The 16,664-nt window shown below is 35.0% G+C and carries 12 protein-coding genes and 1 pseudogene; 10 read left to right on the top strand and 3 right to left on the bottom strand.

Annotated features, from left to right (window positions below; translation table 11 throughout):
- Window positions 1–21: 21 nt before the first annotated feature.
- The gene (locus tag BN2390_RS11790; protein ID WP_053984547.1) at window positions 22–1,773 is read right to left on the bottom strand and encodes a DUF4838 domain-containing protein; all 1,752 of its coding nucleotides are present in this window, start codon (window positions 1,771–1,773) and stop codon (window positions 22–24) included.
- Between the two features lie 240 nt (window positions 1,774–2,013).
- On the opposite strand from BN2390_RS11790, the gene BN2390_RS11785 reads away from it, so the two are divergent.
- From BN2390_RS11785 to BN2390_RS11775, 3 genes are all read left to right on the top strand, one after another.
- Complete coding sequence (locus BN2390_RS11785; protein ID WP_242847668.1) at window positions 2,014–2,919, top strand: ABC transporter permease; 906 nt, start codon at window positions 2,014–2,016, stop codon at window positions 2,917–2,919.
- A gap of 90 nt (window positions 2,920–3,009) precedes the next feature.
- Window positions 3,010–3,825, top strand: a complete 816-nt coding sequence (locus BN2390_RS11780) for a carbohydrate ABC transporter permease (RefSeq protein WP_242847667.1) — start codon at window positions 3,010–3,012, stop codon at window positions 3,823–3,825.
- Window positions 3,826–3,842: 17 nt separating this feature from the next.
- Entirely contained in the window at window positions 3,843–5,525 is a 1,683-nt protein-coding gene (locus BN2390_RS11775; RefSeq protein ID WP_053984544.1) for a type 2 periplasmic-binding domain-containing protein, read from the top strand.
- A gap of 23 nt (window positions 5,526–5,548) precedes the next feature.
- Here the strand turns inward: BN2390_RS11775 and BN2390_RS11770 are convergent, their stop codons facing one another.
- The gene (locus tag BN2390_RS11770; RefSeq protein WP_053984543.1) at window positions 5,549–7,267 is read right to left on the bottom strand and encodes a sensor histidine kinase; all 1,719 of its coding nucleotides are present in this window, start codon (window positions 7,265–7,267) and stop codon (window positions 5,549–5,551) included.
- A gap of 50 nt (window positions 7,268–7,317) precedes the next feature.
- On the opposite strand from BN2390_RS11770, the gene BN2390_RS11765 reads away from it, so the two are divergent.
- Window positions 7,318–8,046: a response regulator transcription factor gene (locus BN2390_RS11765; RefSeq protein ID WP_053984542.1), complete on the top strand. Its 729-nt coding sequence runs from the start codon at window positions 7,318–7,320 to the stop codon at window positions 8,044–8,046.
- A gap of 259 nt (window positions 8,047–8,305) precedes the next feature.
- Complete coding sequence (locus tag BN2390_RS11760; RefSeq protein ID WP_053984541.1) at window positions 8,306–9,454, top strand: Gfo/Idh/MocA family protein; 1,149 nt, start codon at window positions 8,306–8,308, stop codon at window positions 9,452–9,454.
- A 56-nt stretch (window positions 9,455–9,510) separates the two neighbouring features.
- On the opposite strand, the gene BN2390_RS11755 is transcribed toward BN2390_RS11760, so the two are convergent.
- Window positions 9,511–10,101, bottom strand: a complete 591-nt coding sequence (locus BN2390_RS11755; protein WP_053984540.1) for a helix-turn-helix domain-containing protein — start codon at window positions 10,099–10,101, stop codon at window positions 9,511–9,513.
- Between the two features lie 160 nt (window positions 10,102–10,261).
- Between BN2390_RS11755 and BN2390_RS11750 the strand changes: the two genes are divergently transcribed.
- The 5 genes and pseudogenes from BN2390_RS11750 (at window position 10,262) to BN2390_RS11725 (ending at window position 16,611) form a co-directional block, all read left to right on the top strand.
- Window positions 10,262–11,296, top strand: coding sequence for a BMP family protein (locus tag BN2390_RS11750; RefSeq protein ID WP_053984539.1), 1,035 nt, complete (start codon window positions 10,262–10,264; stop codon window positions 11,294–11,296).
- Window positions 11,297–11,458: 162 nt separating this feature from the next.
- A pseudogene (locus tag BN2390_RS11745) lies at window positions 11,459–12,808 on the top strand (ABC transporter ATP-binding protein); the annotation flags it as partial.
- A gap of 423 nt (window positions 12,809–13,231) precedes the next feature.
- Entirely contained in the window at window positions 13,232–14,266 is a 1,035-nt protein-coding gene (locus BN2390_RS11735; protein ID WP_053984537.1) for an ABC transporter permease, read from the top strand.
- Window positions 14,260–15,198, top strand: a complete 939-nt coding sequence (locus tag BN2390_RS11730) for an ABC transporter permease (RefSeq protein WP_053984536.1) — start codon at window positions 14,260–14,262, stop codon at window positions 15,196–15,198. The genes BN2390_RS11735 and BN2390_RS11730 overlap by 7 nt, the downstream gene beginning before the upstream one ends.
- Before the next feature lie 24 nt (window positions 15,199–15,222).
- A complete protein-coding gene (locus BN2390_RS11725; RefSeq protein ID WP_053984535.1) occupies window positions 15,223–16,611 on the top strand; it encodes an amidohydrolase in 1,389 nt (462 codons plus the stop codon).
- Window positions 16,612–16,664: the final 53 nt, after the last annotated feature.

Below are 16,664 nucleotides of genomic sequence, written 5' to 3'. Positions count from 1 at the left end.
TTAAGGTGTATAAAATGGATTTTAAAATAAAGTATCTGTGTTTTTAGGGTCTAAGATATTATCTCTACCTATAATGCGCCATTTTGCATATTCAGGTGAGATAAAGACCTTTCCGTATTTATTTTGAAGTTTTTCTAGCATCTCAAAATAAGGAGTTACTTTGTCAGGGCTATCTGTATCAAAATTAAATTGATCAATACACTCAAAAAATAGTTTTTGTAACTCTAAGTAAGATTTAAAGAGCTCTAGCTGATAGCGCTGGGCATCTGTCATAAGATCTAAGTTTACAGACTTAATAAGTTGTTGAATATGAGCATAAGTCTGCTTATAGGATTCTAGGTGAAGTGCATCGCAAGAAGTATGGCGATGACAGATATGCTCTGGTTGATGTGAAAATTTGTGCGGAAAACGGCTCCAAAGGATTTTGTCTTGAAGTTTCGTAATGGTAGTGAGTAAGGCTTCGGCAAGTATAGTGCCATTGAGTATGCCAAAAAGCATATTGGAGAGCTTAAGGGTTTCGGCCTCTAAATCAAAACAAGGATTATAGTAGGCGATAGATAAGTAATAATAATTAAGGCTAGATTGCCACCAACTTGTTATGGGGAGATAGAGGGAGATGATGCCTCGATAATGATAGTGCATAAATGTATTAACCATATCTTTGCAAGCAATAGGATTTAGCCAAACGTGGGTACGATAACGGTAATGGTCTCCTGTGTCATAGTCAAAGTAAAAAGCACCTCCTTTATTTTTTGCTTTTAGGCCCCATTTATAAGCTAGAGTATCTTGAATACTACAGACTAAGACGGAAAGGTTATCTGGAATATCATCATTAGGGCAAGAAAGGCTCTGAGGGGTGTAAGCTAGATGTTCAACTGTAAGATCTGGACGTACCTTGCCAATAGCATGAGTTATTTTTTTATTAGCTTTTAAGATGGTTAGAGGATCTTTACACTGTTCACATTCACAATAACCACCACCATCTAATGGCCATATGCCAATAAATTTAAAGTCATGATGGATTTTAACAAAATTGCAATAGCTTTTAATGTATTCATTTACCGCATCAGCATTAGAATAGCAAATCTGGAGAGGGTGACGACTACCATTAATCAGAGCAAACCATTCTGGATGTTCTAAAAACCATTTTTTACGAGGAAAAAAGTAATCTGTAGAATGCTCACTCATATCAATAACAATGCCTCTTTTAATAAGTTCGGGATAAAGCGTTTCTCCTACATCTTCCCAGTGGATATCTTGAAAATCTCCCACAGCCTCATCATCTTTATTGATAGAAGTAAGTAAAAAGTTATAATTGTTTTTTCCCATATAATCAATCATATTGATTGATTCAGTAAGGGTGTGAGTGGAAACTTGATAGAGACACAGGCCACGAAACTCTAAAGAAGAGATCTTTGTGATGGTTTGAGGAGCAAGCTCAAATGTTGTTAGTGTTGGAATATATTGGTGTGCTGGTGAGGGGAAGATAAAAGTACATCCTATTAGTTTAAGAAGTTCATAGACACCGTAGAGAATGCCACGACCTAGAGGGGAACTAATAGTAATTGAATCCTCTAAAATATGAAGGCTATAACTATCAAAGGGTAAGTGCTCATTCCTTGAGAAATTAATGGATAGGGGGGATGACACATTAGATGAAGCATTGGCAAATATTTTAGACCAATAAGAAGTAAGTTCTTGGTGTGCAAACTGAGTTGTTGGCTCATTAAAGAAATCGTGGACAATAAGTGGTGTTTCGTTACTAATCAACATAAATAATCCTCCTTAAGTTATCTAATCTATTTGAATGATGGGAAAAGAGAAAAATAAGATTAATAGTATAGCGTATGATTGAACAATGGGAATTAGGTGAAAAGTAGAGGTAATATATAAATTGCATAAAAATAATCATGTAAAGATAAAAAATGATATTCAAAATATATATACATAAATATATAATATAAACAAATGAAGAATAAATCAATAAAAGCTAGGGAAAAGGGGGGAGTGGTTGTGAAGAGGAGAACATGGAATAAAGATCAGTGGCAGATCCAGAGTATGATTATTCCGAGTATTATCTTTTTAGTAGTTTTTGCCTATCTACCTATGTATGGAGTAATTATAGCTTTTAAAGAGTATAACATTTTCTCAACAATGGCATCGGCTGAATGGGTGGGGCTGAAGTATTTTAAAGAATTTTTTAATGATCCAGCATTATGGGGGATTTTAAAAAACACCATTAGCATTAATGGATTAGGGTTATTATTTGCTTTTCCAGCTCCCATAATATTAGCGCTTATGTTAAATGAACTTTATAGCAATAGGCTAAAGAAGGTAGCACAAACAATTTCCTACTTACCGCACTTTTTATCATGGGTAATCTTTGGGGGAATTCTATTAGAAATATTAGCACCAGGAGGCCTTTTTAGTGATCTAGCTGAATGGCTTGGAATGAGTAGTGAACCTATTAACTTTATGGCTAAGGGAAGTTACTTTTATGGAATTTTTACTATCTCAAGTATTGTTAAAAATGTAGGATTTGGTTCTATCATTTATGTAGCGGCCATATCGGGTGTTGACCAGCAACTTTATGAAGCGGCTACGGTAGACGGATGTAATAGACTTCAAAAGATTTGGTATATTACTTTACCATGTATTATGGGCACAATCGTTATCATGTTTATTTTTCAGATAAGTGCTATATTAAATACAGGGTATGAACAAATTATCTTATTGCAAAACCCTCTGAATTTGTCTTTTAGTGAAACCATTGATACGTACGTTTATAAAGTGGGGATTAAGCAGTCTAGATTATCTTATGCGACTGCTGTTGGTATTTTAAAATCCGTAGTATCAGTAGGCCTTATGCTAATTGCTAATAAGCTTTCAAAAAAATGTGTAGGAAAGGGCTTATTCTAGGGGGGGGATAATGTGAAGAAAGTAAGTGTAACCAAAAAAAATGCTTTTGACTATCTTAATATATTTTTGACCGTAGTGATGATGTTTATTATGATCTATCCATTATGGTATGTGCTGGTCGGTTCATTGAATGAAGGGCAGGATTATCTAAGAGGGGGCGTATACTTTTGGCCTAGAGCATTTACTCTTAGTAACTATCAAGCTGTTTTTAGTGATCAGACTATTTTACAAGCTTTTTGGATAACGATCTTAAAATGTATAGTTGGAACAGTTACGAGTTTGTTTTGTACAGCGATGACAGCTTATGCAATTACAAGGCCGGAATTAAAATTTAAGAAATTTTACATTCCATTTATTATGGTTACCATGTTCTTTAGTGGAGGACTTATTCCATACTTTATTCTTATTAACGGTTTGGGGCTTTTTGATAGTTTCTGGGTATATATTATTCCAGGATTATTTAGTGCTTATAATATGATTATTATTCAATCGTTTATGAGGGAAATTTCACAATCGTTAGTAGAGTCTGCAAAGATAGATGGTGCATCAGAGTATCGTATTTTTTTATCTATTATTCTTCCGCTTTCTAAACCCGTTTTAGCAACTATTGCACTATTTACTTTAGTAGGGCATTGGAACTCCTATTTTGATTCAATGATGTACACTAATTCACAAGAATTACAGACTATACAATTATTTCTTAAAAAAGTTATCACGGACCCCGCTGTTGCGAGTAGATTGGGAAGTGCTGCAGCAACAACTATTCCAGAACAGGCAACTAAGTTGACACCACAAGTTATTAAACTAGCAACAATGATTGTAACAGCCTTGCCTATCATAACAGTTTATCCATTCTTGCAAAAGTATTTTGCGAAAGGCTTTACGATGGGAGCAGTCAAAGAATAATTATAGGGGGAATGAAAATGAAAACAAGAAAATGGCAGAGTTTGTTATTAGTAAGTTTAATGGCAGTTGGTAGTTTGGCAGGGTGTAGTACAACAAAAGTAGAAGAACCTAAACAAACAGACACAGTGAAAAAAGAAGAAACAAGTAAAGTAGAAGATAAAAAAGAAGAAGAGGCAAAACTTGCATCACCTAGTTGGAAAACAGATACATCAGATTACACGATTAAATGGTTTGTTGCTTATGATTGGTATGGGAAAAAATTTAACCCAGAAGTAAATTTAACGGATAAATGGATTTATGAACAAACAGGTACTAAAATTGAGTTCCAAACAGGTGATATTGATAAATTAAATGTACTGATTAAGACAGGGCAATTGCCAGATATCATTACTGTTGAAGCCAACTCAACCCAAAGAAAAATGTTAGAGCAAAATGGTACTGTACTTCCACTTAATCAATTAGTAGAAGAGTATGCACCAGAACTTTTGGTGCCAGAGTCTCAAAAAGAATGGTATACAGCAGAAGATGGGAACTGGTATTCAATATGTAATTTCTATTACGGAGAGGATAATGTATCAGAGAATAATGGCTTCTTTGAGACACATAACCAAAACTTTGTTAGAGATGATATTATGAAACAAATAGGTGCAAATTATGAAGACTTAAGAACCAAAGAAGGTTTCTTGGATGCACTTAGAAAAGTGAAGGAAGCAAATATTACTTATAATGGTAATAAAGTGGTTCCATATATGGGACTTATGACAGATTTTCTTGCTGAGCAGTTAGCAGAGCAATTTGGTTCATCTCAAGAAGATAAAGAGGGAAATTTCCAATCTATTTATCGTACACCAGAATTTTTAGAGTCAGTACTTTTCTTAAATCAAATGTATAGAGAAGGGCTTATGACTGATGAGAGCTTTACAATGAGTGCAGATCAAATTAAACAAAAAGCAGCATCAGGTCAATTTTTTGCAACCACAAGATGGACCAATGTATCTAGTACAAGAGATAGCCTCTATGCACAAGACCCAGCTGCTAAGTATCTCTATGCTGGACTTATGAAAGGGGATAACCATGACTATGTTGCTGTACCAGCAAAGAGTAATGCAGGATGGACTGCAACGCTCATTAATGCAAATACTAAGAGGCCAGACCGTGCGATACAGCTTTTATCATTCTTAACGCAAAAAGAAGCGCTTTATAATGCAAACTATGGTATGGGTGGCTATACGATTGAAAATGGAAAAATCATACTTAACCCAGAAATGGTTAAGCTTCAAGCAGAAAACCCAACGGAATATAATGCGAAATATGGAGATGGTATAGGCTGGTTAACAGATTATACTTTCATACAAGGTGGCTTTGATTTCGATGATGACAAAGTTTGGGGTGAAGATATTAATGCACGTACAAGAGACCCACAAGTACTCATCTATGACGATAAATGTTTTACAGATGTTGCACCAGCAGCAGGAAGTGAAGAAGGCGCTATATTTGCACGTATTAATGAATACAAAACACAGGCATTAGGTAGGGTAATTACAGCTTCTTCAGCAGAACAATGTGAAGCTTTATATAAAGAAGCACTAGCTGAAATGGATAAATTAGGATTGAAGCAACTTGAAGAGTATCAAAATACTTTATTCCAAGCAAATAAAGTAAAATTAGGATTAGAATTTGCACATCCATTTAATCAATAAAACAAAGGCAGGGAAACCTGCCTTTATTTTATTGGAATGGAGAAAGTAAAAGTTGTTTGACCATCTTCCATGGATGCAACAATATGATGAGAGGGGCCATAAAATAATTTAAGTCTGTCATTAATGTTAGATAAGCCAATATGATGATAAGACTTTGAAAGTGCGCTATAGGAAGAACTAAATGATTGATTAAGCTCTGCGAGTTTATCTTCTGACAATCCTGTACCATTATCTTGAATTTTGAAGTAAATAAGGCGATTATCTTCAAAAATTTTAATGGAAATAACAAGTGTACTATCAAGTTTGCGATATTTAAAGCTATTTTCAACAATAGGTTGTAAGATGAATTTAATAATAGGAATATGAACAAGTTCTTCAGAAATATTAGTAATAAGTACGATATCAATCTCTCGTAATTTTTGGATTGTAATATAATGAGTAACTTGAGCAAGCTCATCAGCAATGGTTGCTAGCATTTGATTACTATTAATATTGTAGCGTAGCATAGAACAAAAGCAGGTCATGGCATCACTTTCTTCATAAAGTTCATTGATTTCCATACGAGCTGAAAAAATATCCATTGTATTATACAAAAAATGTGGATTGATTTGATGCTGGAGGGCAATCAGTTGATTTTCTTTTGCAGAGACTTCTTGTTTAATGGTTACAGAGATTAAGTTACGGATTTTTTCAATAAGGTAGTTAATACGTGAAGAAATATGAAAGATTTCATCACTACGATTGAGATGGAGTGTTGTAGTAAAGTTATTTTGAATAGATTCATCTAATGCATCTAAGCAGTAATGAATATCATGAATAAGCTTACAATTATATAGAATGAAGAAAAGAAAGAGTATAAATATAAATATTATAAAGATTAATAATAATAGAATATTAAAAGGTTGATTAGAAAATGGAGATGTAATAATAATGATTTCAAAAGGGTGAGTAGGGTAAGTGTGTTTTGAGGCAACATAATGCTTATTAGTATAAAAAGTATCGGTTCGTTGATAAATAGTATCTAATTCATCGGAAGAAAGCGTTTTAGAAGTGAAATTATAATAAAGCTTAAAATTATCTATAACACATTGAACATTGGAGTTGAAAGATCCTGTAGCAGAGAGGTTTAAAAGATGTTTAGGAAGATAACTTAAAACGATACCAATGGGTTCAGCGTCATTATAAATTTTGGTCATAAAGCAAAAGGAGTCTATATTGTATAAGGAGAGTGCATCGGCATAGAAGTTTTCAGAAGTGATGGAGGAAGCATCTAGCCAGCAGGAATCTTGAGCCTCATCTTCATAAAAAGACTGGATAGATGGAATATGTAGAATGTTAGATAAATGATAAAACATACCAAAGCCAGAAGGAATGGTTTCATTTTCAATATACATACGTAGTTTCATATCGGAAGAAATACCGCTAGTAATTTTAGAGTAGTTATAAATTTGAGTGCGATAGTATTCTAAATCAATTTTATCTTGGTAAGGTTTTGAAAAGAAATCAATAATGGAATCATTAAGAAGGACTAAGCGAGGAATATTTTGAGCAAAGGTAAATTGTTGATTAATATTATAGGCAACTTGAGAAGTAAAATCCATATGAAGTCTTTTGTTATCATCTCTAGATGAAATATAAGAAATATGAAGTAAGAAACTCGCTATGACAAGGAAAGGAAGCAGAATAAGAAAAATAAAGTGCGTTGTAAAACTACGTGTTAAATTATTTTTTGAATATTTCATGCAATCACCTCAAATATATTATAAGATATTTTATAAGAGGGGGGAAGTAAATGTATTTATTAATTGTAGATGACGATAAAGTTATTTGCCAAGGCATTATAGGCAAATTAAAAAGAATTCATTATGATCAATACTATCAGTTTTTAACAGCCCATAGTGTACCAGAAGCAGAAGACTTATATGACCAATATCAACCAGAAATTGTAATTACAGATATTCAAATGCCAGGATTTAGTGGATTAACACTTATTGAAAGGCTGAGAAAAAAAGAGAATCTACCTAAGATTTTTGTATTAAGTGGATATGATGATTACGAGTATGTAAGGAAAGCTTTTTTATTAGGGGCTACGGATTATATGCTAAAGCCTGTTGATATAAAAGAGTTAGAGGCAAAATTGGGTGGGGATACTTTATCGTTGGGAAAACCTATAGATAAGCTAAAGGGGGCAGATAAGCATATTATAGCTTTGGCTATTGAATACATTGATTTAAACCTACATAGAAACATTACCATGGGAGAGGTAGCGAAGAATGTGTCTTTAAGCTACAGTTATTTTAGCAAGTTGTTTAAAGAACATACAAACTCAACTTTTCCAGCTTATATACACAAAAGACGTATTGAAATATCAAAACTTTATTTAATGGACCCTAGTATTAAAATTGTTGATTTAGCTAAAAAAATAGGATATGAGGATCCAAGTATATTTTCTCGTATCTTTAAAAAATATGAAGGATGCTACCCTACTGAATATAGAGAAAAGCAACAAAATATACTTTAAAAGCACAATGAGTCACTCTAAGAATAGTCTTTTTTACTTGTATGTTGTACAAAGACGATTTTTAGAGTGGCTTTTTTACGTTTAGATATAAATTCTTTTTGGGATCAGATGAGAGGGAGTAGAGTGAAATGTGTTTTGTATATAATAAAGAATATTTAATATAAAAATTTTGATAAAATATATAAAAATACTTTTTTGGATTAGTAAAATATGATATTATTTACTAAAATATATAGATATATAGGGGGAAGGAATTACAATGAAAAATATAAAATTTGGTGTTATTGGATGTGGAGGAAGACTTAGAAGTCTTGCAGCAGCACTTAATGAATATGAAGAGGTTACGTTAAAAGGGGTATGGGATCCTAGTCATGGGAATGCGGAACAATTATTAAAACATTGTAATAAAGATGGCGAAGGTATTATTTATAACTCTTATGAGGATATTTTAAATGATGATGAAATTGAGTGGGTAATGATTGGATCACCAAACGCTTTTCATGCAGAGCAAATCATTGCTTCTTTTAAAGCAGGGAAACATGTTTTCTCAGAAAAGCCTATTGCCCTATCAATAGAAGAGCTATTAGCTATTAAAGAGGCTCATAAAGTATCAAATAAATTATTTGCAACAGGCTTTACATTAAGATATGCAACAATTTACCGTGAAACTAAAAAAGTTCTAGAAAGCAAAGTTTTAGGTGATATTGTCTCAGTAAATGGTTCAGAAAATATTTTACCTGACCATGGAAGCTATATTATGAAAAACTGGCGTAGGCTGAAGGAACTTTCCGGGCCACATATTTTAGAAAAATGCGTTCATGATATGGATTTATTGAACTGGCTTATTGACTCTGTTCCAACTCATATTAGTGCATTTGGTGGTAATAAAATGTTTGTACCAGCAAACAGCCATCTCTATGATAAACATCCAAACTTGTTTAATGGATGGGATACAGGTCTTGTGGATGACTATGAACAAGGTAATGATAATCCATTCCTATCCGATAAGACAATCGAAGACAATGTGGTAGCCATTATGCGCTTTGCAAACGATGTTCAAGTTCAGTTCCAAGCAACAACCTCTAATGCAATTCCAGAAAGACGCCTTTACTTCTCATGTACAGAGGGAACACTTATTGTAGAACTTTATAGTGGAAAATTGGTTTATAAGAGATTAGGTGATGAAGAGATTACAGAAGTAGACTTAGTAGGCGGGGGTCATGGTGATGGAGACTACTACATTATTAAAGAGCTTATGGAATCTATGGTAGATGGTAAAGCACCAGTATGTAGTGGAGAAGAGGGTATACGTAGTGCAATTGTAGCACTTGGAATCTACCAAGCAAGAGAAGAAGGGCAAATGTTAGACATGAGACCTATATGGGAACAGTTTGGTGTGCGTGTATAGTAAGTAAATAAATACACAAAAGGCGGTATGAGTTATGAAAACTCATACCGCCTTTTTTAATCTAAAGTTATTGAGGGACCTTGTTCAAATTCAGAAGTAGAAACAATTAAAAGCTTGGTTTCTTGATCTGATTTGTTTTCCCATCTATGGCCTATTTCATTAGGATAATACAAAGTGTCGCCTTCATACAGTTCGTAAGGTGGATAATTTTCTAGTTCAAATGTTAAGTTACCTTGCAAAATAAATATAAATTCTTCACCTTCGTGATAGTAAAATGCCCCAGAAGAAGTGTGTGGTGGCATAGTGATAACCCCACCCCACATTTGATGTTCACCTTTGATAATAAGTGCTTCATCTATAGATTGACCATTACTTGTATTTCGAGTAAATGAATTACGTTCATTTTTTCGAACAAGTGAGATGCGTTCGTCACAGTCTTCGACAAAAAGAGCGGATATAGGAAAGCCTAATGTTTCACAAAGTGTGTACACACTTACAAGATTAGGTGCTGTTTTTCCTGTTTCTATTTGGCTAATAGTACCTGCTGAAACCCCGCATTTTGCAGATAGATCTCTAATAGAAAGCCCTAGCATAAGCCTTTGACTCTTTAAGATATTTCCAATTCGGACTAAATTAAGAGATGTCATAAAAACCTCCTCTATAATACTTGTACCCATTATAATAATCATTTATACACTTGTCAAATAAATTGAAAAAATGTAATTGACAAGACAAGTGGTGTTCATTATAATGAACGTGAAAAGAGATGTTACATAATTTTAAAATAGATTAAAAGGGAGAGAAAATATGAAAAAATCATGGATGTCATTACTACTTGGTGGAATATTAGGTGTTTCTTTACTTACAGGATGTGCTTCTACTCCAGATGCTAAAGGGATTCAGCAAGGGACAGAGACAGGTATTGTACAAGAACAAGGTGCATTAAAAGTAGCTCTTTGTGTAACAGGTGCGGTAAATGATATGGGATGGAATCAGTCAGCATATGAAGGTCTTTTATTAGTAGAAGAGGCACTAGGTTGTGAGATTGCTTATACAGAAAATGTAGCTGCGGCAGATATGGCTGCAACATTTACAGATTATGCAGCAAACGGTTATGATGTCGTAATCGGCCATGGTTTCCAATTTGGCGATCCTGCATTAGAAGTTGGTGAGCTTTACCCAGATACAAAATTCATTTGTATTGAAGCAGGTGCATCAGCAGAGAACGTAGCATCTTATGTTATGAAATGTGAAGAAACAGGTTATTTAAATGGGATGTTAGCAGCAAGCATGTCAAAAAGTAATAAAGTTGGATTTATTGGACCAGTGCAAGGTGCTTCTCTTGTAAAAATTATGAATGCTTTTGAAGATGGTGCAAAAGCGATTAATCCAGATATAGAAGTACAAACAACTTGGACAGGTTCATTCACAGATACAGCTCTTGCAAAAGAGTCAGCAACAGCAATGATTGAAAATAATGTAGATGTGATTGGACATTGTGCGAATGAATGTGGTACAGGCGCATTAAATGCAGCAGCAGAAGCAGGTATTTTTGCAATTGGGGATTCATACGATCAATATGCATTAGCACCACAAACTATTTTAACTTCTGCAATCTATAACGTACCTGAGTTAATTAAAACAGCGATTACTGATATTCAAGAGGGTTCTTTTGAAGGTGTAGTAAAAGAGTTAGGTATGGCAGATGGTATTGTTGAACTTGCACCTTATCATGAAATGGAAGATAGTATTCCTGATGATGTTAAACAACTTATTGCAGATAAAGTAGAAGCAATTAAATCAGGTGAATTTACAGTTATCTGTGATACAAACGCAAGATAGACTTTACATAGAGGAAGGCAGATAGGGAGGATAAAGGATAACTTATCGTCCCTATTTTTATCTAATATAAAAGGTTATGTTCCTATTAAAAGGCATGCAATGGAAGAAATGTGGCGAGCGTTACTTTCACATCGATATATAGGGTTAAAAGGAGAATGAATGATGGGCATTTTGGAAATGAAACAGATCAGCAAAAGCTTCTTGGGTGTATATGCCAATGAAAATATTAACCTTTCCATAGAAAAAGGTGAAATTCATGCACTACTTGGAGAGAATGGTGCAGGCAAGACTACTTTAATGAACATTTTATTTGGTATTTACAAACCAGACTCTGGAGAAATCTTCTGGAAGGGAGAAAAAGTTGATTTTTCTTCTCCAAAACAGGCCATTGAAAGTGGTATTGGCATGGTTCATCAGCATTTCTCATTAGTAAAACGTTTAAGTGTTATGGATAATATCATTCTTGGATTGAAAAATGAAGGGATGATGCTAGATAGAAAAAGTGCAAAAGCGCGTATTGAGGCATTGGCACAAAAGTATGGACTTGCAGTGGATCCTAAAGCTATAGTTGCCAACTTATCAGTAGGACAACAGCAACGTGTAGAAATCTTAAAAGCCCTATACCGTAATGTGGATTTATTAATATTAGATGAGCCAACAGGCGTCTTAACACCAAAAGAGACAGCGCAGTTCTTTGATGTGCTGCGCAAGTTAAAAGAAGAAGGCTATGCCATTATCATTATCACCCATCGTATGAGCGAGATTATGAGCATTAGTGATAAAGTCAGTATTTTAAGAGATGGGAAAAAGATTATCGACTTAAACACACAAGAGACCAATCCTACAGAACTTTCACACTATATGATAGGAAGGACTTTAAATGAGCACTTTGACGTAAGGTCTCACACTCAAAAGGAAGAAGCCCTTGTTTTATCCAATGTATCTATTAAAAAGCATCATAAAGCAGCAAGGTTAGATCATATTTCTTTGACTCTTAATCAAGGAGAAATACTAGGCATTGCAGGTGTAGATGGCAATGGACAAACAGATTTAGCTGAAGTGATTGCAGGAATTCAAAAGCCAACTGAGGGGCAGGTGAGCTTCTATGGTGAGGATATTACTAAATTCAATGTGAAGAAGAAGTTTGCTAAAGGGATTTCTTATATTTCAGATGATAGACATAGTGATGGCTTAGTTTTGCCGATGAGTGTGGAAGAAAACTTAATCCTACGTGATTATGGAAAGCGTCCATTTTCTATACGTGGCTTCTTACAAAGTAAACAGATTCAGCAAAATGCCATAGAACAAATAGAAAAGTACCGTATTAAAACATCAGGGAATACAAAAGAAAAAACGCCAGTAAGATTGATGTCTGGTGGGAATCAGCAAAAAATTATTATTTCAAGAGAAGCCTCTAAAGATGCAAAGCTTATTATTGCTAATCAGCCTACAAGAGGTTTAGATATGGGTGCAACTGAGTTTGTAAGACAAGTTTTAGTTGAACAAAGAAATGNTCTTACAAAGTAAACAGATTCAGCAAAATGCCATAGAACAAATAGAAAAGTACCGTATTAAAACATCAGGGAATACAAAAGAAAAAACGCCAGTAAGATTGATGTCTGGTGGGAATCAGCAAAAAATTATTATTTCAAGAGAAGCCTCTAAAGATGCAAAGCTTATTATTGCTAATCAGCCTACAAGAGGTTTAGATATGGGTGCAACTGAGTTTGTAAGACAAGTTTTAGTTGAACAAAGAAATGAAGGTAAAAGTGTGATTTTGATTTCAGCTGACCTTGAAGAGATCATGGCATTAAGTGATCGTGTAGCCATTATGTTTGGTGGAAAAGTGATGGCAGTATTAGCAAGAGATGAAGTAACATTAGAAAAAATAGGCCTGCTTATGGGTGGTATTGTCGGTCAGGAGGATTAATACATATGAAAGAGAAAAAATCCTATATATCCGTTTTAGGCATTGCATTAACAACGATAGTCGTTGGTATTTTGCTTCTTGTTTTAGCAGGAGCTAATCCTTTTGATGCAATGGGTAAATTTATAAATGGTATCTTTGGAAATATGAATGGATTTGTTGAAATCTTTGTAAAGGCAACCCCTCTTATTTTTACAGGGCTTGGTTGTGCAGTTGCTTTTAAGACAGGCTTCTTCAATATTGGTGCAGAAGGTCAGTTTTATATGGGCGCTGTGGCTGCAACTTTTGTAGCTGTGAACTTTACAGGAGTTCCAGGGCCTATGAGAATTATCCTTGCTATGGTAGCAGGTTTCTTATGTGGTGGCCTTTGGGCATTTATTGCAGCCATCTTCAAAGCAAAATTTAATATTTCAGAGATTATCGTTACGATTATGCTTAACTATATTGCCATCAACTTTACAGGGATTGCAGTAAGAACCTTCTTGATGGACCCAAGTGGAAGTGTGCCACAATCAGCAAGAATTGAGTCAGAGGCAGCGTTCAGTTTATTGATGCCACCGACACGATTAAATATTGGTTTTATTATTGCAGTGGTAGCTGTTGTGATTGTTTGGCTACTCATGCAAAAAACAACAACAGGCTATGAGCTTAAAGTAGTTGGGATGAACCAACGAGCAGCCAAATGCAATGGGATTTCTGTGATGAAAAATATTGTTATCTCAGCCATTTTAAGTGGTGGCTTAGCAGGGATGGCAGGTGTTGTAGAAGTCTTAGGCATCCAGAAAAAACTTTTAGAAGGGATTTCTTCTGATTGTGGTTACATAGCGGTTCTTATTGCACTACTGGCATCTAATAACCCATTAGCTGTACTTGGTGTTGCCATTGGCTTTGCAGCCATGCAAGTAGGGGCAAACTCCATGCAAAGACAAATGGGTGTGCCTTCTTCAATTGTAAATATTTTAGTCGGATTGGTTGTTCTTTTAATATTAGCTAAAAAGATTTTTGCAATGAAGAAAAATAGGAAGGAGAAATCAGAGTGCTAGAACAAATTTTTACACTGACCTTTTTTACAGCATTTCTAACAGCTACAGTACGTATGGCGATTCCTCTCCTGTATGCAGGTTTAGGTGAAGTCTTTTTAGAACGCACAGGTATTTTAAATATTGGTATGGAAGGCGTTATGCTTGGAGGTGCATTCTTCTCCTTCGCAGGTGCTTATTATAGTAACAATTTATTTATTGGACTTCTTTGTGGGATGCTAGGCGGTTTTATGGTTAGTGCCATTCACGGCTTTTTGACCATTAAGCTTGGACAAAATCAATCAGTAAGTGGGATTGCGCTCAACATATTTATGTTAGGGGTTACAAGCTTCTTATATAAATTAATGGCAAGTGAATCGTATCAACAAATCCCAACCCTTTCAACGATTAAGATTCCAGTCCTTTCAGAGATTCCTTTAATAGGAAATGCATTATTTAATCAAGATCTTTTAACTTATGTGCTTTACCTATTAATTATTGCAGCAGTTATTTTCTATAAAAGGACAGCACATGGACTTGCCTTTACAGCTATTGGGGAGAACCCAAGAGCAGCAGATGCAGCAGGGATTCCTGTTTATAAATATCAGTGGATTGCGATTGCAGTAAACGGAATGTTAGGTGGTATTGGAGGGGCGACTCTTGTCCTTGTTCAACTTGGTAAGTTCTCAGAGAATATGATCTCAGGGAGAGGCTATATTGTGCTTGCAGCAGTTATATTAGGTAGATATACACCAATAGGCATGTTTGGTGCAGCGCTAATCTTTGGTGGGGCAAATGCGTTACAGATTCGTCTACAAGCGATGGGTGTGGCACTACCTAGTCAAGCATTAGCAATGTTACCTTATGTGATTACACTTATTGCTCTTTTACTTTCAGCAAGAAAGAAAAGTGAGCCAGAAAGCTTAGGCGTACCATATATTCGAGGTTCTCGTTAAATAATAGAAGAGGTGGAAATTTAAATGGCAAAAAAGTTAATTAAAAATGCATATGCAATTGTAACTTGTGATGCAGGGGACAATGTATTTTATCATAGTGATATATTAATAGATGGACCAGCTATCGTAAAAATAGGAAAAGACCTTCAAGCAGATGATGCAGAAATTATTGATGCAACAGATAAAATTATTTATCCTGGGATGATAAATACCCATCATCATTTCTTCCAAACTTTTGTAAGAAACTTAATGACGATAGACTATCCAAACTTAATGGTTATGGACTGGATTGATAAAATTTATCGTATTTTTAAAGAAATAGATGATGATGTAATTTACTATGCATCCATTACAGCGATGGCAGATTTATTAAAGCATGGGTGTACATGTGCCTTTGACCATCAATATTGTTATACACAAAAGACAGGTAAACGTCCTGTAGATAGACAAATGGAAGCAGCTGAGTTATTAGGAATTCGTTATCATGCAGGTAGAGGAGCGAATACTCTACCAAGAGAAGAGGGGAGCTCTATTCCAGCAGAGATGGTAGAGACAACCGAGGAGTTCTTACAAGATTGTGAGAGACTGGTTGAAACGTATCATGATCCAAATCCATACTCTATGAAGCAAATTGTTATTGCACCATGTCAACCTATTAACTGCTACGAAGAGACCTTTATCAAATCTGCAGAGCTGGCAAGAAAATTAGGTGTGCGTCTACATACCCATTTAGGTGAGGGAGAATGTGCAGGGATTGAAGAAAGACATGGCAAACGTACTCTTGCATGGTGCGAAGACATTGGCTTTGTAGGTAAAGATGTTTGGATTGCACATGGTTGGGAACTTACACCAGATGAATATGAAGTACTAGGTCGTACAGGTACAGGTGTAAGTCACTGTCCAACACCAGCCGTATTAGGTGGATTCCCTATTTTAGATATGAAAGCTATGAAAGAAAAAGATGTTTTAATCAGTTTAGGATGTGACGGCTCAGCTACAAATGACAGTTCTAACTTATTAGATGCGCTACGTCTTTCTTATTTAATGCAGGCGTACTACTCTAAAGAAAGAGGTACTTGCTTAACACCTTATGAAATGCTAAAGATTGCAACTGTTAATGGTGCAAAAACATTAGGAAGAGATGACTTAGGTACACTTGAAGTCTCAAAAGGTGCGGACTTATTTATGGTAGACATCAGTGGATTAGAAATGACAGGACTCATTCATGATCCTAAGAACCTTCTACCAAGAGGTGGTGTAACAGGTTCTGTATGGATGACTATGGTCAATGGTGAAGTGGTAGTTAAAGAAGGCCGCTTAACAAAAGTAGATGAGAAACAATTATTCCAAGAAGGTGAGGAAGTATGCAACCGTGTACTTAGAAAACCTCATCCACATATTTGGGAACAATAAAATCTTTATAAAAAATAATAAGCTATTTAATCCTCGTAAGGCTCATATGATGA

The organism is Niameybacter massiliensis, assembly GCF_001282685.1.
Taxonomy (GTDB): Bacteria; Bacillota; Clostridia; order Lachnospirales; family Cellulosilyticaceae; genus Holtiella; species Holtiella tumoricola.
Note: the sequence above shows the minus strand (reverse complement) of the source record. Positions and strands in the feature narration are given on the sequence as shown.

Coding starts and splice junctions, on each gene's coding strand:
- BN2390_RS11790 (WP_053984547.1), bottom strand. CDS start 1,773: ATGTTGATTAGTAACGAAACACCACTTATTGTCCACGATTTCTTTAAT.
- BN2390_RS11750 (WP_053984539.1), top strand. CDS start 10,262: ATGAAAAAATCATGGATGTCATTACTACTTGGTGGAATATTAGGTGTT.
- BN2390_RS11775 (WP_053984544.1), top strand. CDS start 3,843: ATGAAAACAAGAAAATGGCAGAGTTTGTTATTAGTAAGTTTAATGGCA.
- BN2390_RS11770 (WP_053984543.1), bottom strand. CDS start 7,267: ATGAAATATTCAAAAAATAATTTAACACGTAGTTTTACAACGCACTTT.
- BN2390_RS11760 (WP_053984541.1), top strand. CDS start 8,306: ATGAAAAATATAAAATTTGGTGTTATTGGATGTGGAGGAAGACTTAGA.
- BN2390_RS11755 (WP_053984540.1), bottom strand. CDS start 10,101: ATGACATCTCTTAATTTAGTCCGAATTGGAAATATCTTAAAGAGTCAA.
- BN2390_RS11765 (WP_053984542.1), top strand. CDS start 7,318: ATGTATTTATTAATTGTAGATGACGATAAAGTTATTTGCCAAGGCATT.
- BN2390_RS11725 (WP_053984535.1), top strand. CDS start 15,223: ATGGCAAAAAAGTTAATTAAAAATGCATATGCAATTGTAACTTGTGAT.
- BN2390_RS11735 (WP_053984537.1), top strand. CDS start 13,232: ATGAAAGAGAAAAAATCCTATATATCCGTTTTAGGCATTGCATTAACA.
- BN2390_RS11780 (WP_242847667.1), top strand. CDS start 3,010: ATGATCTATCCATTATGGTATGTGCTGGTCGGTTCATTGAATGAAGGG.